Raw genomic sequence first — 22,427 nt, forward strand, 5'->3', positions numbered from 1 at the left:
CTCTCCCTTATTTAGTTTTTATATACGTCCGTAAGCGATACGAAATCCACGATTTTAAAGCGGTTTTTGAGTTTGTCTTTAATCTCCGTGGAGTCTAAATTTTCGTTTAGCTCGATGATAATCTCAAAATAATCCGACGTCGTTTCGCTATTTTCGTTGAGGCTTATCGACACTAGATCGACCTCGAGCTTGACTAAATAGTTCAAAAACGTCGCCAGCGAGCCGCGCTTATTTTCTAAATTTAATATGATCTTGTAGCGGTGCGGCGCATTACGCGTCCATTTTACGAAGATCATCTCATCGGTTTTGATTAGCTCGCTTGCACGTTCGCACAGCTTATGATGCACCGTTACGCCATGTCCGTTGCGAAAGCCGATGATGTCGTCGCCGCGCTTTGGATTGCAGCAGTAATCAAACTCCACCTCGTCGATTTTAAAATTTGAATACACCACGATGTTGTCAAATTTTTGCTTCTCGATCTCATACCTGCTGCGAAATTTCATATTGAAAAATTTCTCTTTGAGCGGGTATTTTTTCAGCGCGTTTACGACGTCTTTTAAAAATACCGAGTCGTAGGCAGCTTTGCCGATCTTTTTGCTTAAATTTTCTTTTTCAAGCCAGCTTAGAATGCTCTCCTTGCTCGTCGTAAAGATCGCGCATAAAATTTTAATCGCTACTTCAAAATTTATATCTCTGATCTTTTGCTTGCAAAACGCCTTTATCGTTGCGCGTGCCTTGCCCGTTTTTACAGAGCTTAGCCAGCTGCAGCGGTAGTGTGGCTCGCTTCCGGTGATAATATGAACGATATCTCCGTTTTTAAGCTCCGTAAGAAGCGGCACCTTGACGCGGTTTATAAAGGCCTCGGTCGCTTTTAAGCCTACTTGAGAGTGTATCTCGTAGGCGTAATCAAGCGCTGTAGCACCGCGCGGCAATGTAAAAATTCCGCCCTTGGGCGAATACACGGCGATATCCTCGACGTAGAGGCTGTCTTTGGCGTATTCGTAAAGATCCTCGGCGTTGGCGTCGTCCTCTTCCTGCATGCCGATGTCGTTTAGCCAATCAAGCTTCGGATTGATTGAGCCGCTATATTTATACTTCCAGTGCGCTGCGACGCCGAATTCCGCGGTGTTGTGCATATCGAAGGTGCGGATCTGCACCTCTACGATCATACTTTCGTTAAAGACAGTCGTGTGGATCGTCTGATATCCGTTTTGCTTCGGAAGCGCGATATAATCCTTAAAGCGTGAGATCAGCGGATTAAATTTAGTATGGATGATGCCAAGAGCCAAATAGCAATCCATCGGCTTTTGCACGATGATGCGGATAGCCAAAAGATCGAGCACCTCCTCGATCGAAATTCCTTTGCGCTGCATTTTTAAAAAGATCGAGTAGTAGTGCTTCATTCGCTTTTGGATCTCAAAGCTGCCCTCGCTAAAGCCGTTTGAAAGCATATACTCCTTGATCTTTTCGCTAAATTTGCTCAAGCTCATCTGAAGCTGCTGCTTATGCTCCTCGACGTAATCGGCGATCGCCGCGTATTCTTTGGGCATGACGTATTTAAAGCTAAGATCCTCAAGCACGTTTTTGATCGATGAAATTCCAAGCCTGTGCGCGATCGGCGCATAAACCAAAAGCGTCTCCTCGCCGATGCGTTTTTGTTTATCGGGGCGGAGTGCGTCTAGGGTTAGCATATTGTGCAGTCTATCGCAGAGCTTTACGACTAAGACGCGCTGATCGTTAATAGAGATCATCAGCATCCTGCGGAAGGTAAGCGCAGTGGTGCGAAGCTTGGCGTTGCTATCGCCGGATGGAGCTAATTTATCCTCTCTGATGTTTACGATTTTAGTAAGCCCTTCTACGATTTTGGCTACTTCGTCGCCGAATCTTTGTCTAACCTGCTCGATGCTGTAATCTGTATCCTCTACTACGTCGTGTAGTAGCGCAGATATCACCATCGCGTCGTCTCCACCCATAAAAGATACGAAGCAAGCTACTAAAATCGGATGGATCGCATACGGCTCGCCGCTTTTGCGAAACTGCCCGTCATGCTGCGCAATGCATAAATTTATAGCATCCACCAGCAGCGGAGTGGGCTCTTTTAGATTATAAAGCAGCTGCTTGGCGCTTTGTATATCTTTGGTATCGACAACGTCTTCGATAAGGCTTTCTAGGAAGTTATCATTAATCCTTGTCAACGATTCCATCTAATGCGATCTTACCTTCGGCTAGTTCCAAGATTGCTATATCGGCAAATTTCATCCTGCGAGTATCTACGTTCTCTATCAGCGGCGGTTCGCCCGCAGCTAGCTGTTCGGCGCGTTTGCTTATCATCAAAGATAGCTTATATCGGTCTCCGCCCGTTACTTTTAAAGCCTTGGCTACAATTTGTTCGGTTCTCATCAATTCTCCTTAAATTTAAAATTTTAGTTTTTTACGATCGAGCAGGAGCTTAGATCTCCGCCATCGACGATTTTGTATAAATTTCCGCTCTTAAACATATTGCACACGATGATCGGGAGCGCATTGTCCTTAGCAAGCGCGATAGCTGTATCGTCCATCACCCTGATGTTATCGTGCAGGGCTTGGTCGTAAGTGACTTTGGAAAGCAATTTGGCATCTTTAAATTTTTGCGGATCTTTGTCGTAGATCCCCATTACTTTAGTGGCTTTTATGATGGCGTCGGCTCCGATCTCGATCGCGCGGAGAGTGCCCGCGGTATCGGTCGTGAAGAACGGATTTCCGGTGCCTGCGGCAAAGATCACAACGCGACCTTTTTCGAGGTGCCTTTTTGCGCGGCCGATAATGAAGGTCTCGCAGATCGCTTCCATCTTTATCGCGCTTTGCACGCGTACATCCATACCTGCGTATTCTAGCGCCTCTCTCATCGCGATTGCGTTGATGACGGTGGCTAGCATGCCCATATGATCGCCGCTGGTGCGCTTGATGATACCGCTAGCTGCGGCGCTTACGCCTCTTATGATGTTGCCGCCGCCGATTACGATGCCTACTTCGATGCCGCCCTCTACGAGCTGCTTGATCTCTTTAGCGATAAATTTTAAAATTTCGCTGTCGATCCCAAAGCCGTTCTCTCCCGCTAGCGCTTCACCCGAAAATTTTACGAGTATGCGATTGTATTTAGCCATAAATTTAGCTCCTAATAAAATTTTAAAATATTATCCAAAAGTCGTTTAAAAATAACTTTTTAGGCTATTTTAGATGATCTTTAAGGCGGTTTATCCAGATCTTTTTCGGAGCGATTATCTCGCTAGCGCTACCGTTTACGGCGTGATAGATCAGCGTGCCGTGCAAGCTCGCGTAGTAGCGGATTATGAGGCGCTGCAAATAGGGCTCGTAGCTCGGCACAAACCAGCCGTTATTACTGATCGCTACGACATATTTAGGCGAGCCCTCGTAAAGCTCTGCGCGCGTAGCCTCGTAGCAAACCGCGCTTCTTACGCTCTTGCCGCCAAGCTCGTAGTCGCTAAAACCGCTAGCCGTCGAAAAATCGGTCGCGCCGCCTAACAGCACGCGGTTGATAAAATTTCGCGCAAATTCAGGCAGCGGCACCATTTCGCCAAACGGCACCAAAATGTGCTTATCGAAGCGCTTCATTTCCCCGTTCGCAAAAAGATAGGCGCTGTTGTAAAATTTCCCGTTCTCATACGCTTCCGCACCCGCTACGATCGTAATTGCGCGCGATTTTTCCTTTAGAGCTTCAACTAATACGTTTTCTAAATTTAGCGGCATCGCAAAGGCGCTTTCGGGCAAGATTATCGCGTCCTGTCCCTCTGCGATGGCATCATCGATGCGGGCTAAATTTGCCAACGCGGCGGATAAAATTTTATCCTTCGCCCAGATGTCATGCTGCGAAATATCGGTGTTTGCGAGTGAAATTTTAATCGGCAGCGGCTCGGCTTCTTTTTGGCTGAATTGCAGCGCGCAGATCAAAAATATCGCGAAAATTAAGGCGTTAAGCCTAGCCGCAATGCCGCGTCCGCGTAGATACAAAACCGCGCAAAGTCCCGCTAAAATCAGAGCCAGCGCGCTAAGATCGGCTCTGAAAATTCCATGGCTTAGCAGCAGTTCAAAATTTAGCCAATCAAAGCCGAAGGGATGGATAAATTTTAGAATCAAAAGGCACGCAGCGCGCAAAACCAGTGCGTTAAAGATCGCAAAGATGCGGAAAATAAAGGCGTAAACGAGACAAATTCCAAGAATTTCAAGCGGAATCAAAAACGCAAGACCGAAATAGATCAGACTGAAGCTGATCCAGTGCATCCATAGCGCGCCGATAAAAAATCCGCACCAAAACCACTCCGCCTTGCTTGCTTTTAGTAGATAAAAAAGTGCTGCTATCGCAATTAGAGGCGAGAGAAATTCCGCCGCCAAAGCAGCCAAGCCGTCAAATTTAGAGCTTAAAATTTCTACGAAAATAAAATTTGAAAGCGCAAGCGCAAGAACAAAGCCTTTATTTATGTAACTTAATGTAAAATAGCTACTTTTTAAATTTCTAATGAAGGAAACACATGGAACAAGGGAACTTCTTTGCATCAATCCTGCCTATCGTCGTAATCTTTGCGATTATGTATTTTTTGATTATCAGACCGCAGCAAAAGCAGGCCAAGGATCATAAAGCGATGGTCGATGCGCTCGGCAAAGGCGATAAGATCATAACTAGCGGTGGCATAAAATGCACGGTCGTGAAAACAAACAATGATTTTATCACAGTTAAGCTTAACGATGAGGTCATGGTTGAGCTGGATAAACAATTCGTGGCAAGAAAATTAGATGAGCAGTAAAATTTCATACCGCCTACTGATCTTTTTGGCTGCGGTTATTTTTTCGGCGATTTTTGCCGCGCCTTCGATCTTTCAGACCGAAAAGGGAAGCAAGATAAACTTAGGTTTGGATCTGCAAGGCGGGCTTCACATGTTGCTTGAGGTTCAAAGCGACGAAGCGGTCGTTTCAAAGATCAAATCGATCGCCGCTAGCGTCAATTACGCCGCCAAGCGCGACGATCTGCTGATGGACGGGCTAAAATTGGAAGGCGATTCGTTTGAGTTTGAAATTTTAGACGCAGATGAGGCTTCTAAATTTGATGCGATTTTGCATAGCGCCGCAAGCGGATTAGACATTCAAAAATCGGGCGAAAAATATCGCGTCACACTAACGCCTGAGGAGGTCGAAGCGACTAAAAAATATGCGATCGAACAGGCCGTAGAAACTATCCGAAACCGCTTGGATCAATTCGGACTTGCGGAGCCAACGGTAGCAAAGCAGGGCGAGAGCTATATTTTGGTTGAGCTTCCTGGCGTCAAAAACGCAGCGGATGAGCAGCGCGCCAAGGATCTGATCGCCAAAGCGGCTCACTTGCAGCTTATGGCGGTGGACGACGTGCGCCAAGATCGCGCGCAGACTATTAGCGCAGCGGATGCCAGAGCTTACGGCGACGTGATCTACCCGGACGTTAAAAATCCAAATTACAAGTATCTCATAAACGAAATTCCGGTTTTAGATGGCGCGATGCTAGTCGATGCGAAGGTAGCTTTCGATCAGCACACCAACCAGCCGATCATAAATTTTACGCTGAACTCTCAAGGCGCTCAAATTTTTGGCGATTTTACCGGCAAAAACGTCGGCAAACGTTTAGCCATCGTGCTTGACGGCAAGGTTTACTCCGCGCCGCGCATTAACGAGCGCATCGGCGGCGGCAGCGGTCAGATCAGCGGCGGATTTAGCGTCGAGGAGGCACACGACGTAGCGATCGCGCTTAGAAGCGGCGCGCTTTTGGCCCCCGTCAAAGTTTCCGAAACGCGCAGTATCGGCCCTAGCCTAGGGCAAGATAGCATTGATAAGAGTATGGCGGCGCTTAGCCTTGCGGCGGTTGCGATTTTGATCTTTATGATTTTCTACTATGGCGTGGCGGGGCTTTTTGCCGACATCGCGCTTGTGGTAAATATCTTGTTTTTGATAGCTTGTATGGCGCTATTCGGCGCTACTTTGACGCTTCCTGGAATGGCTGGAATCGTACTAACTATCGGAATGGCCGTGGATGCGAACGTAATCATTAATGAGCGCGTTAGAGAGGTGCTAAGGACGGGAGTTTCAATCCGCCAAAGTATAAATAAAGGCTATGAAAACGCGATGAGCGCGATCGTGGATTCAAATATCACTACGCTAATTACTTCTGCTGCGCTTTATGCTTACGGCACGGGTCCAGTGAAGGGCTTTGCCGTCACGATGAGCATCGGTATCGTAGCGTCGATGATAACGGCTATTTTAGGCACTCACGGAATGTTTGAGTTAGTAATGGATAAGATGGAAAAGAGCAAAAATACCGCGCTTTGGCTCGGTTATAAAGTAAGAGGAGGCGCAAATGCAAGTGTTCGATAAGGGCAAAATTTATGATTTTATGAAATTTAGATATTTTACCTTTGCACTTTCTGCTGTTTTGATAATAGGCTCTATTGCGCTGTTTTTCATTAAGGGCATTAATTACGGCATCGATTTTAGCGGCGGTACACTCATTCAGGTTAGATACGACGCTAAAGCACCGCTTGATGAGATCAGAAAACGCTTCGAGGCGGCAAATTTAGGCAATATCAACGTTACGGAATTCGGTAGCGATCAAGAGGTCACGATTAGATATTCAGGCGCTGCGAGCGAACTGGGTGATAATCCCGCTTTAGCGGCGCAAAAAATTTTACAAGGTAGTGGAAACTTCGACATTCGCAAGGTCGATATCGTAGGTCCTAAAGTCGGCGAGGAGCTTCGCACAAACGGAATTTTAGCGGTATGTGTGTCGTTTGCGCTCATTTTGGTTTATATCACCCTGCGGTTTGAGTGGAGATTTGCGATTGCAGCCGTACTATCGGATCTGCACGACGTCGTAGTTGCCGTAGGTGCGATGATTTTAGCTGGCGTGGATTTCAACCTTGAAATTCTAGCCGCACTGCTAACTATAATGGGCTACTCGCTAAACGACACCATCGTTGTTTTCGATAGAATTCGAGAGGGTGTAAAAGATAGTAAATCGATTAAGCTTGACGAGGTTATAAACGAATCAATCTCTCACACGCTATCGCGCACGTTGCTTACTTCGCTTACGACTCTCATCGTCATCGTGATTTTATTCGTCTGGGGCGGCGAGATGATCCACGGCTTTAGCTTCGTGATGCTAATAGGCGTCATAGCAGGAACTTTCAGCTCTGTATTTGTAGCTGCTCCGATGCTGATTTTGTTTAAATTTAACGTCGAGAAATACCGCGCATTTTTGGCTGAAAAACAGCGCCGTATCAAAGAGAAAGAAAAGAATCGCGCCATGTATGAAAAAGGCACGGTGTAAGGATAAAAGATGAACTGGGGAAGGGTAATTTACATATTTTTTGCGCTTATGAGTATGACTACGATAGGCGGGTTTTTGTATGAGAAGAATGAAATTTTACTTTTCATAGCAACTAGCGTAAATGCGGTCTCGACGCTTTTGAAGGTAGGCGTGCGAAATATGCTCGCGGCCGAGCTTTTCGCAAGCTCGCTCGTAGCAGATCTGCATCTCATACCGGCGTTCGTTTTGATTGTAGTAGCGCCGGGAGATCTGTCGATCGTGACCTCGCTTGCCATCGGCGCGCTACTTGCAAACTTTTTCTCGCTAATTTTAATAGCGATCGAGTCGGCAAAAACTAAAGACGAATTCTAGGAGCGCAAAATGCCTTACGATAGTAAAAGTATTGAGCTTAAATGGCAGAAAATTTGGGATGAAGAGGGAGTTTTCGAGCCTAAGGACGATTACAGCCTGCCTAAAAAATATATCCTTTCGATGTTTCCCTACCCAAGCGGCCGCATCCACATGGGGCACGTGCGAAACTACAGCATCAGCGACGCGCTGAGTCGCTATTATAGGCTGCGCGGATACAACGTGCTTCAGCCGATCGGCTTTGACAGCTTCGGTATGCCTGCGGAAAATGCGGCGATCAAACACGGCATTCACCCTAAAACTTGGACCTACGAAAATATTGATTATATGAAAAATGAGCTGCACCGCCTTGGCTTTAGCTTTTCGGCTCGTCGCATGCTCGCTACCTCCGATCCGCTTTATACGCGTTGGGAGCAGGAATTTTTCATCAAACTTTTTGAAAAAGGGCTTATCTATAGAAAAAGCGCCGTGGTAAATTGGTGCGAGCACGATCAGACGGTGCTTGCCAACGAGCAGGTCGAGGAGGGCAGGTGCTGGCGCTGCGGCAATGAGGTCGTGCAAAAGCAAATGCCGGGATATTATCTAAAAATCACCGCTTATGCGCAGGAGCTTTTGGATTGCCTAAAGCAGCTTGAGGGCAAGTGGCCCGCTCAGGTGCTTACGATGCAGGAAAACTGGATCGGGCGCAGCGAGGGTTTAGAATTTAGCTTTAAATTTGACGAGCAAAGCAGCGCCAAACTTGGCGGCATCGAGGGCTTTAAGGTCTTTACGACGCGCCCCGATACGATTTACGGTATGAGCTACGCGGCGCTTGCGCCGGAGCATGAGGTTGTAAAGAGGCTTTTGGATAATAATTTACTCGGCGCAGAAGCTGCGGCGAAGGTGAGAGAAATTTTAAATCAAAGCCCGCGCGAGCGCCAAGCAAGCGATAAAGACGGCACAAGCCTCGGAATCAGCGTGCTTCATCCGTTAAGCGGCAAAAAAATCCCCGTTTGGACTGCAAATTTCGTCCTAGCCGAATACGGTGGCGGCGCGGTTATGGCGGTACCTGCGCACGACGAACGAGACTTTGAGTTTGCAAAGAAATTTAACCTGCCGATCGTTCAAAGCATCGCTCCAAAAAGCGGCGATTACGACGCTAGCAAGGCTTACGTCGAGCCTGGAATTTTAATAAATTCCGCGGAATTTAGCGGCATGGATAGCGAGAGGGCAAAAAGCGCCGTCATCTCAAAATTTGAAGAGCTAGGGCTTGGGCGTCGCGTGGTAAATTTTAAACTGCGCGATTGGGGAGTGAGCCGCCAGCGCTACTGGGGCGCGCCGATCCCGATGATCCACTGCCCAAAATGCGGGCTCGTAAGCGAAGAAATTTCAAATCTGCCCGTAGAGCTTCCGCAGGATATTAAGATCACCGGCAAGGGCAATCCACTCGACGCGCATCCTAGCTGGAAGTTTTGCAAATGCCCTAAATGCGGCGGCGACGCGATGCGCGAGACCGACACGCTCGATACATTTTTTGAAAGCTCATGGTATTTCGCGCGCTACGCAAGCGACGAACGGACGTGGCAGCAGCGGGCGTTTGACGAGCAAAGCGTGAACTACTGGATGAACGTTGATCAATATATCGGCGGCATCGAGCACGCGATTTTGCACCTACTTTACGCGAGATTTTTCCAAAAGGCTCTTCGCGACATAGGCTATCTGCGCGATAGCGAGCCGTTTGAGCGGCTGCTAACTCAGGGTATGGTGCTAAAAGACGGCGCAAAGATGAGTAAAAGCAAAGGAAACACCGTCGATCCGGACGACATCATCGAGACCTACGGCGCCGATACGGCGAGGCTTTTTATACTTTTTGCCGCGCCGCCGCAAAAGGAGCTTGAGTGGAACGACAGCGCGGTAGAGGGCGCGTATAAATTTCTTAGCCGCCTCTATGATCGCGCCGAAAACGCTTATGCTACGGATAAAATTCCACAGATCGACCACGCCGCTTTAAATAAAGAGGAAAAATACGCCCGCCTCAAAGTTTACGAGGCGCTTAAGAAGTCGCAGCAGGTTTATGAGAGCAGCTTTGCTTTTAATACCCTAATCGCCGCGTGTATGGAGGCGTTAAATGCGCTAAACGCGCAGAGCGACAAAGACGTATTTACCGAGGGCTACTTTGTGATCTTGTGCCTGCTCGAGCCTATCGTGCCGCACATCTGTGCCGAGCTTAGCGAGAAGCTGTTTAAAAGACGAAATTTCGGCAAGCTGCGAGTTTGCGAAGAGGTATTCGAAAGCGATACTATTAAACTTGCCGTCACGATTAACGGCAAAAAGCGCGCCGAGTTCGAAGCGGGCGCAAGCCTAAGCGAGGGCGAAATTTTAAGCCTTGCGAAGCAGAACTGCGCCAAATGGCTAGAGGGCAAGATCGTCGTAAAAGAAATTTACGTCAAAAACAAGCTCGTAAATTTGGTGATAAAGTAGGCGAAGATGAGAAAAGCTTTAACCGTTTTTTGTTTGATTTTTTTGATCGGCTGCGGCTACAAGCCCGTTTCAAGGATCGCGAAAGAGACGATGGATGGAAGTGTATTTGTGGATGTGATGATGAGCAAGACCGATCCGCAAAATACGGTCGCTATCAAAGATGCGATCAGACAGGGTATAGTCCAGCGCCTAGGGATGAGCCTTGCGGATAAAAACTCGGCGCAGACGATCGTAGTAGCGAGCATAAAAAGCCTAAGCTTTAGCGAGCTTTCATACGATCAGTTCGGCTATGTCACTAGTTACCGCGCAAATCTTGTCGTAAATTTTAGCACCAAGCTTAAAAACGGCGAGATTTTCAGCAAGGATTGCGTGGGCGATTACGATTTTAAAGTTAGCCGCCTAGTCAAAAATAGCTACGATACGAGCTCGATCATTAGCGATAAGGACCGCTACAAGGCGATCGAAAATGCCTCCGCGCAGGCGTTTGACGAGTTTATTTCGGCGCTTGCGATTAGGGGATTCAGACTTGAACGGGCGCAGCATTAAAGAATTTTTGCAAAATCGCCCGATTTATTACAAAAAAATCGACTATGAGCGCTTCCCGCGGGCGTATGCCGCCATTAAAGATAAAATTCCGCTCAAAAACGTCATTCAGATCATCGGCACCAACGGCAAGGGCAGCACTGGGCGGTTTTTGGCTAACGCGATCGCTGCAGCGGGCTTTAACGTCGGGCACTACACCAGTCCGCACGTTTTTAAGCTCAACGAGCGCATCTATCTAGGCGGACAGATCGCGCAAAACCCAGTTTTTGCGTTAAATTCAGGCGCTTCAAATTTTAAAAACGAGCAAAATTCCGCTTCGGCGTCAAATTTTACAGAAAAACAAAATTCCGCAAAGATGCAAAATTTTGCGAATAGAGAAAATTCAGCCTCTAAAATTTCTATTTCTAATTTGCAAAATTCCACCACGCAGAATTTGCACGGCGAGCAGAATTCTGCCCTGCAAAGCTTCGTTTCTACCACGCAAAATTTTTGTAGCGATCAGAATTCTATCGCGCGAAATTCCATAGATACGCAAAATTCTGCTTCTACACAAAATTTATGGAATTCTCAAGATCTCAAATTGCCGTCTGAGCAAAATTTCAATTTCTCGCCGGAGCAAAATTTTAAATCCGCTCAAAGCTCGCTCCCCATTTCGCTAGGTCGCGATGCTACGGATGAGGAGCTTGATTTCGCGCATGAGTTTTTGCAAGAGAGCTTGCCCGCGGAGTTTAAAGATAGCCTGTCGTATTTCGAGTATCTCACGCTTGCGGCGGCAGTGCTTTTTAGGGATTGCGATTACTGCGTGATCGAGGCTGGGATGGGCGGCGAGTTTGACGCTACGTCGAGCTTTGGGCGCACGCTGTCACTTTTTACACCGATCGGCACCGATCATTTGGGTATGCTAGGACAAAATCTAGAGCAGATCGCCCACACCAAGCTCATTACGATGGATAAAGAGGCGATTTTAAGCGATGAGATGAGCGAGGTTCCGCTTCGTATCGCAAGGCAGATCGCAGAGCAAAAAGGAACTCATTTGAGGTTTGCGGCAGAGCTTTTAAGCAAGAGCGAGCGAGCGCAGATCGCGGAGTTTTGCGCGCACAATAATCTGCCTAAATTTCAAATTTCAAATTTAGCCCTAGCGCTTGCCGCGATGAAATTTTTAAATTTGAAATTTGAAATTTCGCAGCTGCCACCTCTAAATTTACGCGGCAGGATGGAAGTTTTGGCGCCGAATTTGCGCGTGGATGTTGGACACAACGAGCTTGCGGCGCAGCAAGTCGCCCGCGAAATTATCGAAATCTACGGGGGCAGAAAGATCGTGCTGATTTACAACGCTTTTGCCGATAAGGACGTAGCTGCGGTGCTGCGGACTTTAGCGCCCGTGGTAGAGCGCGTGGAGATCTTTAGCTACGAGGTTGCGGATCGCGAAATGGCGGCAGAGGCGATAACCCGCGAGCTTGACGCGCTTAAAATTCCGCATTCGCCGTTTCGCGGCGAGCTTAGAGCGGACGAGGAGTATTTGGTTTTCGGCTCGTTTCATTTGGTAGAAAATTTCATTTTATGGCTTGAGGCACGCCGTGGCTAAAACTAAACTCACCCTAAGCGATCACTTTGGCACCAAGACGCTGTATTTTGGCGAAAATTTTAGATTTCAACTTAAAATTTTATCTGCGTTTTTCGTAATTTTTCTGCTCGTTCTGTTTTTTGCGATATTTAAACTCGCGAGCGACCGATCAAATTTAAAGGAGCTAAACAAAACCCTCTACGCCGAAAATCTCGCGCTTAAAGAGCAAAATATCGCACTTGAGGGCAAAAACGAGGAGGTGCTTGCCAAGCTCGATGGACGCGAAGACGATGGAGGCGGGCTGGATAGTGATATCCAAGTAATGCTTGCGATGAATGAGATGAAAAAGGAGCGTAAAAAGGGCTCCGGCGCGCATATCGCAGCTAGCGAAAAAACGGCGAGCGCGATTCTTAGCGCTGTGCCTAACGGACTTCCGATGCAGTATCGTGGCGTCACTAGCCCTTTTGGGATGCGCACTCATCCAATCAGCGGCGTTATGAGGATGCACCACGGCATCGACTTGCGAGCAAGCGAGGGCACTCCGGTGTTTGCGACAGCAGAGGGCTTTGTGCAGTTTGCAGGCGGCAGTGGTAGCGGATATGGAATTTTAGTGATTCTATCGCACAATTACGGTTTTGAGACCCGCTACGGCCACCTTAGCTCCGCGGTCGTAACGCCCGGTTCTTGGGTTAAAAAGGGCGATCTTATCGGCTATAGCGGCAATACCGGCTACAGCACCGGCCCACACCTGCATTACGAAGTTAGGTTTTTGGCTCAAAGCGTCGATCCTGCAAATTTTATGAGCTGGAACGCGCAAAATTTCAAAAATATCTCGACCTTAGAGCCTAACGTATCGTGGCAGGAGATCGCAAACGTCGTGCAGCACCAGATCGAAAGGTTTAAATAATGCAAGCCGAGGTTTACGAATACTTTTTGCAAAACCAAAAAGAGCTTTTGATCTGCGAGGACGATAAAGAGGCTGCGGCGTGCGAACAGGTGCTTAAATTTATGGGCTACGCGGTCTTTTGCCTGCCCGATTTTAGAGCGAGCTTCGGCGAGGATCTGCGCAGCTACATGGGCGAGCTCGCGGGCATCAGCACCGCTCTTAGCGCGTTTTACAAAGCAAGCGGCAAAAAAATTTTAATCTCTCCCGTCCGCACGATCCTAAACAAACTCCCCGCAGCAAGCCATCTGCGCCCGCTAAATTTAAAATTTGGAAGTGAGTTAAACTTAAGCGAGCTGAAAGAGGAAATTTTACGCCTGGGATACGACGTGCGTGACATCGTCGAAAGCATGGGCGAGGTTAGCTTTCGTGGCGAGATCATCGATATTTTTTCGGTAGGGAGCGAAAGCGCGGTTAGAATTCTGCTCGACGGCGAGACGGTCGAGAGCATCAGGCGTTTTGACGTCGCGACGCAAAAAAGCGAAAAAGATGAACTTGCGCAAGCCGAAATAGCGCCGTTTTTAGCAAATTTAAGCGAGGACGAGTTTGAGAGCGTGAGCGAAAAGATATCGCGCGCGGACAGCGACGCGCTAGCTCGCGATCTGGGCTCGCTCGGGTTTTGGTTCATCGAGGGCTTCGTCGATTACGTGAGCGCGTTTGATTGCGTCTTGCTGCACGAGATCAAAAAGGATGAAATTTTTTCCGAGCGCAATTTGGATTTTTTAGACGCGATCGAGGTACTGCCCGCGGCGCGTAAATTTAAAGATCTCGCCGTGACGCCGTCGCAGGAATTTTTTGAATTCCACCGCAGCGAGGCCATCACGCTGATCGCGCGAAACGATGCGCTGCTCGCGCCGTTTGATCTTGGCGGATTTAGCAATATCGAAATTTTACGCGAGGATTTCGTCGTAAATTTAATAAGCTCCGAGCGGATCATCCTTTCGCTAAACAAAGCGGCGCCTAAAAAGCGCATGCGAAGATCGAGCCTAGCTCTGGATGAGCTAAACGTGGGCGATTTTGTCGTGCACGAAGATCACGGTATCGCTAAATTTAACGGGCTTGAGCTCATCGAGGTGATGGGGCGTAGCAAGGAGTTCGTATCCCTGCTCTACGAGGGCGGCGACAAGCTGCTGCTGCCGGTAGAGTATCTAAATAAGATCGATCGCTACGTCGCAAGCGGCGGCGCCGTGAGCTTGGATCATCTGGGCAGGGCGAGCTTTTCAAAAATCAAAGAGCGAGTGCGCGAAAAGCTCTTTGCGATCGCTTCAAAGATCATTGCGTTGGCGGCAAAGCGCGAGCTGGTGCGGGGGCTCGTCATCAAAAACGAAAGCGCGGATTATGCGAAATTTTTAAGCGCAAGCGGATTTAGTTACACGAGCGATCAGCAAAAGGCAGTGGGCGCGATTTTAGCGGATCTGCAAAGCGGCAAGGTGATGGACCGCCTACTTAGCGGCGACGTGGGCTTTGGAAAAACTGAGGTTGCGATGAATGCGATCTTTGCCTGCATCCGCAGCGGGCATTCGGTGCTGTTTTTCGTGCCTACGACGCTGCTTAGCTCCCAGCATTACGCCACGCTTAGCGAGCGCTTTAGGGAGTTTGAAATTCCTGTTTTCAAGCTCGATCGCTTCAGTAGCGCGAGGCAAAAGAGTGAAATTTTAAAGCGCTTGCAAAGCGGCGAGGCGATCGTCGTGGTCGGCACGCACTCGCTTTTAAATTTAAATCCCGCAAATTTAGGGCTCATAATCATCGATGAGGAGCATAAATTCGGAGTTAAGCAAAAGGAGCGGCTCAAAGAGAAAAGCGCCGCCTCGCACCTACTTAGTATGTCTGCCACTCCGATACCGCGCAGTCTAAATATGGCGCTAAGCTCGATTAAAAGCTACTCCACGCTGCTTAGCCCGCCGCAGGACCGCTTGGACGTGCGCACCTTCGTCAAGCAGTGGGATGAAAAGATCATAAAAGAGGCGATTTCACGCGAGCTGCGACGCGGCGGGCAGATCTTTTACGTCCACAATCACATCGCGACGATGCAAAGCGCCAAAAAGAAGCTGCTTGAAATTTTGCCGAGCCTTAAAATTCTAATTTTGCACTCCAAGATCGACGCTAAAACTACGGAGGGTGAAATTTTAAAATTTGTAGCGGGCGGATACGATCTGCTGCTTTGCACCAGCATCGTAGAAAGCGGCATCCACATGCCGCGCGTGAATACTATCATCGTCGAAAACGCTGATAAATTCGGTATCGCCGATCTGCACCAGCTGCGCGGCCGCGTCGGACGCAGCAATAAGCAGGGCTTTTGCTACTTTTTGATCGAGGATAAAACCGCTCTTACGCAGGACGCGCTAAAGCGGCTCGTAGCGCTTGAGAGCAACTCGTTTTTGGGTAGCGGCTCGGTGCTGGCGTATCACGATCTGGAGATTCGCGGCGGCGGAAATTTGCTCGGAGAGGCGCAGAGCGGGCATATCGAAGCGATCGGCTACTCGCTTTATCTAAAGATGCTCGAAGAGGAGATCGGCAAGCTGCTAAGCAGAAAGAGCGCCGCTGCGAGCGTGGAGCTTAAAATTTCGGTAAACGCCTTTTTAAACTCGGAATTTATCAGAGAAGATCGCCTGCGCCTGGATCTTTACAGGCGGCTTAGCAAGTGCGCCGAGGCGAACGAAGTGCTTGAAATTTTTGGCGAGATCGAGGATCGTTTCGGGCGCGCGGATGTTTACACTAAGCAATTTATCGACGTGATGATGATTAAGGTTTTGGCTACGAAGCTCGGCTTGCGCGTGATTTCGAGCATGGATGAAAATATCTTGATCACCCTTGCAAACGGCGATAAGGTGCGATTAAAGGCGCAGACGCGCGACGATGACGACGTGATAAACGAAATCTTGATCTATCTGCGAAGGGAGCTAAAAAATGCAAACTTGCGATGAAAATATCAAAAAAAGCGCGGGCAAAAGCAGAAGCGAAGAGTTAAATTTAGACGCGGCAAGCGGTTTAAATTTAGCGCCGCAAGCCGTCCTAAAAAGCGTGCAGAGCGCCGCCGGCGAGCAAATTTATTTCAGCGATTTTAGCGCGATTGATTGGCGCACGGTACAGGTCGCCGTCTTTCGCGCAAATAAAAAGGCGCTAAAGATCGTCCGCGACATCGATTTCACGGGTATTGACGCGCTTGTGGGGCTAGAGAGCCAAAAATCGGCTCTAATAAAAAACACTGACGCCTTCCTACGCGGCTGCAGCGCCAACCACGCACTTTTGTGGGGCGAGAGCGGCTGCGGCAAATCAAGCCTTGCAAAAGCGGTTTTTTCTAAATTTATCCCGAAAGACCTTAAGATCATCGAGATCGGCAGGAACGATCTGGGCTTTCTTGTGGATATAATCGACGCAATCCGCGAAACGAGCTTTAAATTTATCATCTTTTGCGATGATTTGAGCTTTGAGCTTGGCGAGAGCGGCTACAAGCACCTTAAGCCGCTGCTAGAAGGATCCTTAGAGCGCGCGCCGTGCAACGTGCTGATGTATGCGACATCCAATCGTCGCCACATCGTAGGCGAATGCGCAAGCGATAACGACGCCGCGCAGATCAGCCGCGGCGAGCTGCACCTAAGCGACGCGGCGAACGAGCGAATCAGCCTGAGCGAGCGTTTCGGGCTGCAGCTAAGCTTTTACGGCGGGAGCATGCGGGAGTATTTAGGGATCGTAGATGCCTATTTTGCGGCTGCGCAAGGTATGAGTGCGGCGGAATTTCGCTTGAGCTTTGCTGCAAATTTAGACGCGCTGCACGCAAAGGCGCGGGAGTTTGCGATGCTTCGCGCAAGCCGCAGCGGCCGCGCGGCAAAGCAGTTTTTCTTGAGCTTTAGCGAGGAATTTTTTACAAATTTAAAAGGCGGCGGCAGATGAATACAGCGTGCGAATTTAAATTTGACGTAAATTTTATCGCGGTAGCGAAATATGTGCGACAAACTGCCGCCACTGCGCGAAATTTTAGAAACGACGCCAGAAATTTCGGAGGCGCGAGATGAGCGCGATCGAGCTTTTTATCGCGCTTTTTCGCGCCGTGGAAATTAAGGATTTTCGCTGGTGGCCAGGGTTTGGAAGCTTTGAGGTGGTCGTGGGGGCGATTTTGATCCAAAATACGGCGTGGCGCAATGCCGACGCGGCGCTGCAAAACCTGCATAGCAAGGGGCTTTTGAGCTTAGAAAGCATTGCCGGGCTAGATGAAGCGGAGCTTGCGAAGATCATCAAAGTAAGCGGATTTTATAATCAAAAAGCGAGACGCTTAAGCTTGTTTTGCAAAGCGATGATCGCGGATTTTGGGGATTTTGAGAGCTTCAAATCAGGCGTTAGCCGCGAGTGGCTGCTAGCGCGCAAGGGGATCGGCGCGGAGAGCTGCGACGCAATCCTATGCTATGCATGCGAGCGCGCGGTGATGGTCGCGGACAGCTATTCAGCGCGGCTACTCGGGGCTTTGGGCTATGAGTTTGAAAGCTATGACGAGCTTAACGCGTGGCTAGGCGAGCTGGAATTTGAGCGGATCTATGAATTTGTAAATTCTGCTAATCTTCCCTGCGATGCGGCGGCAAAAGCAGATAAGCTGGAGAACGAAAACGGCGCGTATGCACTATTTCACGGGCTCATAGTGGAATTTTGTAAAGCGCATTTGAAAGGTAAAATTTTTGATGATTTTGCGATGGAATTTTTTGATAATTTAAAATAAATCTTAGCCGTCTTTGAAGCAAAGAACATTCTATACCATCTAAGTAGCGATAAATAGGTGATTTTATGTATTGTTAAGTGCCGATATAGCAAAATTTAATTAAAATTACGGCGATAAATTTGGTTAAAAAATCGATATTTAGGGGAGTTTATGACGAAAAGAAAAATTTTAATAGTATTTGGAACGCGCCCGGAGGCCATTAAGATGGCTTTGTTGATAAAGGAATTTCAAAAGCACGCAGAATTTGAAGTGAAAGTTTGCGTCACGGCGCAGCACAGACAGATGCTCGATCAGGTGCTTGAATTTTTTGATATCAAGCCTGATTTTGATCTAAATTTAATGAAGCAAGGGCAGGATCTGTACGATATTACGTCTGGTGTTTTACTTGGTATGCGCGATGTATTTGGCGAATATACCCCGGACATCGTGTTTGTGCATGGAGATACGACTACTACTTATGCCGTTTCTTTAGCGGCGTATTATCAAAAGATCGACGTTGCTCACGTAGAAGCTGGCCTTAGGACGCATGATATCTATTCGCCGTTTCCTGAAGAGATAAATAGGCAGATGACGGGACTCATAGCTAAATATCACTTCACGCCGACTACCGATGCGAGAGACAATCTTTTAAAAGAAGGCAAAGATTCAAAAAATATAATCGTTAGCGGCAACACTGTCATAGACGCGCTTTTGTGGACGATAGATAAAATCGAAAACAACGAGCTGCTAAAAAATAAAATTTTATCCTTTATAAATTCCAAATATAAGCTTAGTGATAGAAAATTTATTCTCGTTACAGGACACAGACGAGAAAATTTCGGAGAAGGCTTTGTTAATATTTGTGAGGCTTTACGTGAAATAGCGCTAAAAAACGAAAATATTGACATCGTTTACCCCGTGCATTTAAATCCAAATGTAAGAAAGCCTGTAGGAGAAATTTTATCGGGCATTTCGAATATATTTTTAATCGATCCGCTAGAATATGATAGTTTCGTCTATCTTATGAGCAAGGCATATCTGATAGTAACCGATAGTGGCGGCATCCAAGAGGAGGCGCCGAGCCTGTGCAAGCCCGTTTTAGTTATCAGAGAAACTACCGAAAGACCTGAAGGGATAAGAGCAGGATGTGTGAAGCTTATCGGCACCAAGCGCGAAAATATCATAAAAGAGGTGCAAAAATTATTAAATTTAAAAGATGAATATGATAAAATGAGTAAAAGTGTAAGTCCGTATGGCGACGGTAAAGCTTGCAAAAAAATACTGGAATTTTTAAAAGGAATATTGTGAAAAAAGTTTGCATCTTAGGTCTTGGATATATAGGGCTGCCGACAGCAGCGCTTTTGGCAAATAGGGGCTATAAAATCCACGGCGTTGATGTAGTGCAGAGCGTCGTAGATACGATCAATGAGGGTAAAATTCATATCGTCGAGCCGGAACTTGACGTATTTGTTAAAAAAGCAGTAGAAAGCGGAAATTTCAAAGCAGATGTTAAGCCCGATTTTGCAGACATTTTTATTATAGCTGTTCCGACGCCGTTTCGAGACGGGTACGTGCCAAATATCGATTATGTCATAAGTGCGGCAAAATCTATAATACCATACGTAAAAGACGATAATATGGTCGTTTTAGAATCCACTTCGCCGGTAGGTACTACCGAAAAGATAGGCGAAATTTTAAAAAATGGCGGTGTTGATATTTCTAAAATTTATATCGCTCACTGTCCTGAGAGAGTTTTGCCAGGTAAAATTTTAAAAGAGCTTACGCAAAACGATAGAATCGTGGGTGGAACTACAAAGATTGCTACTAAAAAGATAGCGGAATTTTACGCAGAATTCGTAGAAGGCGAAGTTTTACATACTGACTCGAAAACTGCAGAGATGTCAAAGCTTACAGAGAATTCTTTCCGCGACGTAAACATAGCCTTTGCAAATGAACTTAGTATTTTGTGCGATAAATTCGGCATTAACATCTGGGAGCTAATTTCGTTAGCAAATCGCCATCCGCGAGTTAATATTTTAAACCCGGGCTGCGGCGTAGGCGGGCACTGCATAGCGGTCGATCCGTGGTTTATCGTCCATGCGGGTGGCTACGAAGCGAGGCTGATCAAATCCGCAAGAGAGGTGAATGATCATAAAGCTGAGTGGTGTATTGAAAAAATCAAAAACGCCGCTTTGAAATTTGAGCTGCAAAACGGAAGAAAAGCAAAAGTCGCGTGTATGGGGCTTGCTTTTAAGCCCGACATCGACGATTTACGGGAGTCGCCTGCGCTAAATATAACCAGACGCCTGATCGCAGACGACGTCGATGTGGTCGCTGTAGAGCCCAATATCAAGGCTCACAAAGATTTTGAGATAGTGGATTATAAAAAGGCTATTGAAATTTCGGACATTATCGTATTTTTAGTCGGACACAAGGAATTTAAAGGGCTAAAAATAGAAAAAGAAGTTTTGGATTTTTGCGGAGTTTTTGTAAAATGAGAGAGGTTCCAAAATTAGCAGTTATTGTTCCATGTTATAATGAAGAACAGGTCTTGTATGAAACTACAAAAAGACTAAGTGCGGTGTTAGAAGACTTGATTAGTAAAAATAAAATTAAGAAGGATAGTTTTATTTTATACATAGATGATGGTAGCGGAGATAATACGTGGAGTATAATTAAATCTCTAGCTACGCAAAATTTGCTTGTTGGGGGAGTTAAACTTTCTAAAAATAAAGGTCATCAAAACGCTTTATTGGCAGGAATGGAGCATGTAGAAGGTAAATGTGATTGTTTAATTTCTATTGATGCGGATTTGCAGGATGATATTGTTGTTATAAGAGATATGATAGAAAAATATCTAGATGGCAATGAAATAGTATATGGAGTTAGAAGCAATAGGGATTCCGACAGTTTTTTTAAAAAAATTACTGCTGAATATTTTTATAAGATTATGGGAATATTCGGAGTAGAGCTAGTCTATAATCACGCCGACTATAGATTAATAAGCTCTAATGTTAATACATGCTTTTTAAAATTTCAAGAAACTAATTTATTTATTAGAGGTATTATTCCTAGTATGGGTTTCAAAACGGATAAGGTTTACTATATTAGACTGGATAGATTTGCTGGAGAATCAAAATATCCGTTAAGAAAAATGTTAGCTTTTGCATGGGATGGTATAACGTCATTTAGTGTGGTTCCCCTTAGATTTATAACTCTTATAGGTTTTATTATTTTTTTAGGTAGTTTGGTTATGGGGGGGGGTGTGGTTTACTCCGCAATTATTGGTAAAACGATTCAAGGGTGGGCTTCGACAGTTTTACCTATATATTTCATAGGTGGAATCCAACTAATGTCTCTTGGAATAATCGGCGAATATATAGGTAAGATTTATAAAGAAACAAAGAGAAGGCCAAGATATTTTATAGAGGATATTGTTGATGCAAAAAGTTAATTTTGATGAATACGGTAAAAGTTACGATGATATAATGCAAAGCCAACATAAGAATTTTGGTGATATAAAATATTATGCGGAATATAAGATAAAAATATTAAGTAGTATAGTAAAAAGAAATAGTCAAAATTTAAAAATATTAGAATATGGTTGTGGTATAGGTAGAAATTTACCATATATATTAGAAGCATTTCATAAATCATCTGTTTTTGGATTTGATATTTCGAAAGAAAGTTTAGAAATAGCAAAGCAAAGTAATAAAGAGGTGGTGATTATAGAATCTGAAGAAGAGCTAATGAAACACAAGAATTATTTTGATTTGATTTTTATAGCGGGCGTGTATCACCATATAGAACCAAGTTTGCGGAATAATGTAACATTAAATATATTCGAATTGGCAGCCAACAATTGTGACGTAATAGTTTTTGAACATAATCCATATAATCCACTTACGAGGCGTATGGTATCTACATGCGACTTTGATCAGGATGCGGTTTTGTTATCAAAAAAAGAATTGCAATCTATTTTTATACAAGCCGGATTTAAAAATAATGGCAGCTCTTATACGTTATTTTTTCCTCCTATTTTAAAATCGCTTTCATTTTTAGAGAAATTTTTAAAATGGCTTCCGCTTGGTGGTCAGTATTATATCTCTGTCAAAAAGTATATTTAATGCGTTGCGATATCTCATTATTGAAGTATTTGTGTGTAGGTATTATTAATTCCATATTTGGGTATGTCATAATTTTTATTCTACTTTATGTGGGAATAATTGCAGAAGTAAGCAATTTTATCGGCTATTTTATTTCGATATTTATATCGTTTTATTTAAATAAATATTATAGCTTTAAAGACGAAACAAAAAGTAAGTTGCAAATATTAAAATTTATAATTTCAATGGGAGTTTCATATACATTTAATTTAATCATTATGTCTTTTTCTTATAGAGTTTGTTGTATAAATGTATATACTAGTCAAATTTTAGGCAACTTAGCTTATCTTTCCGTTGGATATATACTATCTAAAAGATGGGTTTTTATAAAAGTAAATGAAGCGAGGTTTAGTTGAAATGTTTAAGGATAT

General features: G+C 45.8%; 21 protein-coding genes. 17 read left to right on the forward strand and 4 right to left on the reverse strand.

Annotated features, from left to right (window positions below):
- Positions 1 to 11 precede the first annotated feature (11 nt).
- From Q0224_RS07850 to Q0224_RS07865, 4 genes are all read right to left on the reverse strand, one after another.
- Positions 12 to 2,204, reverse strand: coding sequence for a RelA/SpoT family protein (locus Q0224_RS07850; RefSeq protein ID WP_297950349.1), 2,193 nt, complete (start codon positions 2,202 to 2,204; stop codon positions 12 to 14).
- On the reverse strand, positions 2,182 to 2,400 hold the full coding sequence (locus Q0224_RS07855) for a DNA-directed RNA polymerase subunit omega (RefSeq protein WP_291935955.1): 219 nt from the start codon (positions 2,398 to 2,400) through the stop codon (positions 2,182 to 2,184). The genes Q0224_RS07850 and Q0224_RS07855 overlap by 23 nt, the downstream gene beginning before the upstream one ends.
- A gap of 23 nt (positions 2,401 to 2,423) precedes the next feature.
- Positions 2,424 to 3,143, reverse strand: coding sequence for a UMP kinase (gene pyrH / locus Q0224_RS07860; RefSeq protein ID WP_005872284.1), 720 nt, complete (start codon positions 3,141 to 3,143; stop codon positions 2,424 to 2,426).
- 64 nt (positions 3,144 to 3,207) lie between these two features.
- Entirely contained in the window at positions 3,208 to 4,551 is a 1,344-nt protein-coding gene (locus Q0224_RS07865) for an apolipoprotein N-acyltransferase (RefSeq protein WP_297950350.1), read from the reverse strand.
- Here Q0224_RS07865 and yajC point away from each other — a divergent pair.
- The 17 genes from yajC to Q0224_RS11000 all read left to right on the forward strand — a co-directional run bounded on the left by yajC (position 4,527) and on the right by Q0224_RS11000 (position 22,412).
- Entirely contained in the window at positions 4,527 to 4,799 is a 273-nt protein-coding gene (yajC, locus tag Q0224_RS07870) for a preprotein translocase subunit YajC (protein WP_005872282.1), read from the forward strand. The genes Q0224_RS07865 and yajC overlap by 25 nt on opposite strands.
- Positions 4,789 to 6,393 carry a protein translocase subunit SecD gene (secD, locus tag Q0224_RS07875; RefSeq protein WP_297950351.1) on the forward strand — a complete coding sequence of 535 codons (1,605 nt, stop codon included), beginning with the start codon at positions 4,789 to 4,791 and terminating at the stop codon, positions 6,391 to 6,393. The genes yajC and secD overlap by 11 nt, the downstream gene beginning before the upstream one ends.
- Positions 6,377 to 7,345: a protein translocase subunit SecF gene (gene secF / locus Q0224_RS07880; RefSeq protein WP_297950352.1), complete on the forward strand. Its 969-nt coding sequence runs from the start codon at positions 6,377 to 6,379 to the stop codon at positions 7,343 to 7,345. The genes secD and secF overlap by 17 nt, the downstream gene beginning before the upstream one ends.
- Positions 7,346 to 7,354: 9 nt before the next feature.
- Entirely contained in the window at positions 7,355 to 7,696 is a 342-nt protein-coding gene (locus Q0224_RS07885; protein WP_005872279.1) for a DUF6394 family protein, read from the forward strand.
- 9 nt (positions 7,697 to 7,705) lie between these two features.
- Positions 7,706 to 10,153, forward strand: a complete 2,448-nt coding sequence (gene leuS, locus Q0224_RS07890) for a leucine--tRNA ligase (RefSeq protein ID WP_297950353.1) — start codon at positions 7,706 to 7,708, stop codon at positions 10,151 to 10,153.
- A 6-nt stretch (positions 10,154 to 10,159) separates the two neighbouring features.
- Entirely contained in the window at positions 10,160 to 10,699 is a 540-nt protein-coding gene (gene lptE, locus Q0224_RS07895) for an LPS assembly lipoprotein LptE (protein WP_297950354.1), read from the forward strand.
- Positions 10,680 to 12,281: a bifunctional folylpolyglutamate synthase/dihydrofolate synthase gene (locus Q0224_RS07900; RefSeq protein ID WP_297950356.1), complete on the forward strand. Its 1,602-nt coding sequence runs from the start codon at positions 10,680 to 10,682 to the stop codon at positions 12,279 to 12,281. Before lptE ends, Q0224_RS07900 begins: the two co-directional genes overlap by 20 nt.
- Positions 12,274 to 13,167 carry a M23 family metallopeptidase gene (locus tag Q0224_RS07905; RefSeq protein ID WP_005872272.1) on the forward strand — a complete coding sequence of 298 codons (894 nt, stop codon included), beginning with the start codon at positions 12,274 to 12,276 and terminating at the stop codon, positions 13,165 to 13,167. The genes Q0224_RS07900 and Q0224_RS07905 overlap by 8 nt, the downstream gene beginning before the upstream one ends.
- Positions 13,167 to 16,127, forward strand: a complete 2,961-nt coding sequence (locus tag Q0224_RS07910) for a DEAD/DEAH box helicase (protein WP_297950358.1) — start codon at positions 13,167 to 13,169, stop codon at positions 16,125 to 16,127. Before Q0224_RS07905 ends, Q0224_RS07910 begins: the two co-directional genes overlap by 1 nt.
- Positions 16,111 to 17,094 (forward strand): ATP-binding protein, encoded by a 984-nt coding sequence (locus Q0224_RS07915; RefSeq protein ID WP_297950360.1) that lies wholly within the window; start codon positions 16,111 to 16,113, stop codon positions 17,092 to 17,094. Before Q0224_RS07910 ends, Q0224_RS07915 begins: the two co-directional genes overlap by 17 nt.
- Positions 17,091 to 17,216 carry a hypothetical protein gene (locus Q0224_RS07920; RefSeq protein ID WP_297950361.1) on the forward strand — a complete coding sequence of 42 codons (126 nt, stop codon included), beginning with the start codon at positions 17,091 to 17,093 and terminating at the stop codon, positions 17,214 to 17,216. The genes Q0224_RS07915 and Q0224_RS07920 overlap by 4 nt, the downstream gene beginning before the upstream one ends.
- Entirely contained in the window at positions 17,213 to 17,911 is a 699-nt protein-coding gene (locus Q0224_RS07925; RefSeq protein WP_297950362.1) for a 3-methyladenine DNA glycosylase, read from the forward strand. Before Q0224_RS07920 ends, Q0224_RS07925 begins: the two co-directional genes overlap by 4 nt.
- A gap of 150 nt (positions 17,912 to 18,061) precedes the next feature.
- The gene (wecB, locus tag Q0224_RS07930; protein WP_297950363.1) at positions 18,062 to 19,198 is read left to right on the forward strand and encodes a non-hydrolyzing UDP-N-acetylglucosamine 2-epimerase; all 1,137 of its coding nucleotides are present in this window, start codon (positions 18,062 to 18,064) and stop codon (positions 19,196 to 19,198) included.
- A complete protein-coding gene (gene wecC / locus Q0224_RS07935) occupies positions 19,192 to 20,388 on the forward strand; it encodes a UDP-N-acetyl-D-mannosamine dehydrogenase (protein WP_297950507.1) in 1,197 nt (398 codons plus the stop codon). The genes wecB and wecC overlap by 7 nt, the downstream gene beginning before the upstream one ends.
- Positions 20,385 to 21,344, forward strand: a complete 960-nt coding sequence (locus tag Q0224_RS07940) for a glycosyltransferase family 2 protein (protein WP_297950364.1) — start codon at positions 20,385 to 20,387, stop codon at positions 21,342 to 21,344. The genes wecC and Q0224_RS07940 overlap by 4 nt, the downstream gene beginning before the upstream one ends.
- Positions 21,331 to 22,017 carry a class I SAM-dependent methyltransferase gene (locus tag Q0224_RS07945; protein WP_297950365.1) on the forward strand — a complete coding sequence of 229 codons (687 nt, stop codon included), beginning with the start codon at positions 21,331 to 21,333 and terminating at the stop codon, positions 22,015 to 22,017. Before Q0224_RS07940 ends, Q0224_RS07945 begins: the two co-directional genes overlap by 14 nt.
- Positions 22,017 to 22,412, forward strand: a complete 396-nt coding sequence (locus tag Q0224_RS11000; protein ID WP_366939509.1) for a GtrA family protein — start codon at positions 22,017 to 22,019, stop codon at positions 22,410 to 22,412. The genes Q0224_RS07945 and Q0224_RS11000 overlap by 1 nt, the downstream gene beginning before the upstream one ends.
- Positions 22,413 to 22,427 lie beyond the last annotated feature (15 nt).

Source organism: uncultured Campylobacter sp. (genome assembly GCF_938002845.1).
In the GTDB taxonomy this organism is placed as follows: domain Bacteria; phylum Campylobacterota; class Campylobacteria; order Campylobacterales; family Campylobacteraceae; genus Campylobacter_B.

What these genes read in the sequence shown, in the direction of transcription:
- Q0224_RS07945 (WP_297950365.1), top strand. Translation starts at nt 21,331, where the DNA reads ATGCAAAAAGTTAATTTTGATGAATACGGTAAAAGTTACGATGATATA.
- Q0224_RS07925 (WP_297950362.1), top strand. Translation starts at nt 17,213, where the DNA reads ATGAGCGCGATCGAGCTTTTTATCGCGCTTTTTCGCGCCGTGGAAATT.
- pyrH (WP_005872284.1), bottom strand. Translation starts at nt 3,143, where the DNA reads ATGGCTAAATACAATCGCATACTCGTAAAATTTTCGGGTGAAGCGCTA.
- Q0224_RS07910 (WP_297950358.1), top strand. Translation starts at nt 13,167, where the DNA reads ATGCAAGCCGAGGTTTACGAATACTTTTTGCAAAACCAAAAAGAGCTT.
- Q0224_RS07940 (WP_297950364.1), top strand. Translation starts at nt 20,385, where the DNA reads ATGAGAGAGGTTCCAAAATTAGCAGTTATTGTTCCATGTTATAATGAA.
- Q0224_RS07920 (WP_297950361.1), top strand. Translation starts at nt 17,091, where the DNA reads ATGAATACAGCGTGCGAATTTAAATTTGACGTAAATTTTATCGCGGTA.
- Q0224_RS07885 (WP_005872279.1), top strand. Translation starts at nt 7,355, where the DNA reads ATGAACTGGGGAAGGGTAATTTACATATTTTTTGCGCTTATGAGTATG.
- secD (WP_297950351.1), top strand. Translation starts at nt 4,789, where the DNA reads ATGAGCAGTAAAATTTCATACCGCCTACTGATCTTTTTGGCTGCGGTT.
- lptE (WP_297950354.1), top strand. Translation starts at nt 10,160, where the DNA reads ATGAGAAAAGCTTTAACCGTTTTTTGTTTGATTTTTTTGATCGGCTGC.
- Q0224_RS07855 (WP_291935955.1), bottom strand. Translation starts at nt 2,400, where the DNA reads ATGAGAACCGAACAAATTGTAGCCAAGGCTTTAAAAGTAACGGGCGGA.
- Q0224_RS11000 (WP_366939509.1), top strand. Translation starts at nt 22,017, where the DNA reads ATGCGTTGCGATATCTCATTATTGAAGTATTTGTGTGTAGGTATTATT.
- secF (WP_297950352.1), top strand. Translation starts at nt 6,377, where the DNA reads ATGCAAGTGTTCGATAAGGGCAAAATTTATGATTTTATGAAATTTAGA.
- yajC (WP_005872282.1), top strand. Translation starts at nt 4,527, where the DNA reads ATGGAACAAGGGAACTTCTTTGCATCAATCCTGCCTATCGTCGTAATC.
- leuS (WP_297950353.1), top strand. Translation starts at nt 7,706, where the DNA reads ATGCCTTACGATAGTAAAAGTATTGAGCTTAAATGGCAGAAAATTTGG.
- Q0224_RS07915 (WP_297950360.1), top strand. Translation starts at nt 16,111, where the DNA reads ATGCAAACTTGCGATGAAAATATCAAAAAAAGCGCGGGCAAAAGCAGA.
- Q0224_RS07850 (WP_297950349.1), bottom strand. Translation starts at nt 2,204, where the DNA reads ATGGAATCGTTGACAAGGATTAATGATAACTTCCTAGAAAGCCTTATC.
- Q0224_RS07865 (WP_297950350.1), bottom strand. Translation starts at nt 4,551, where the DNA reads ATGCAAAGAAGTTCCCTTGTTCCATGTGTTTCCTTCATTAGAAATTTA.
- wecB (WP_297950363.1), top strand. Translation starts at nt 18,062, where the DNA reads ATGACGAAAAGAAAAATTTTAATAGTATTTGGAACGCGCCCGGAGGCC.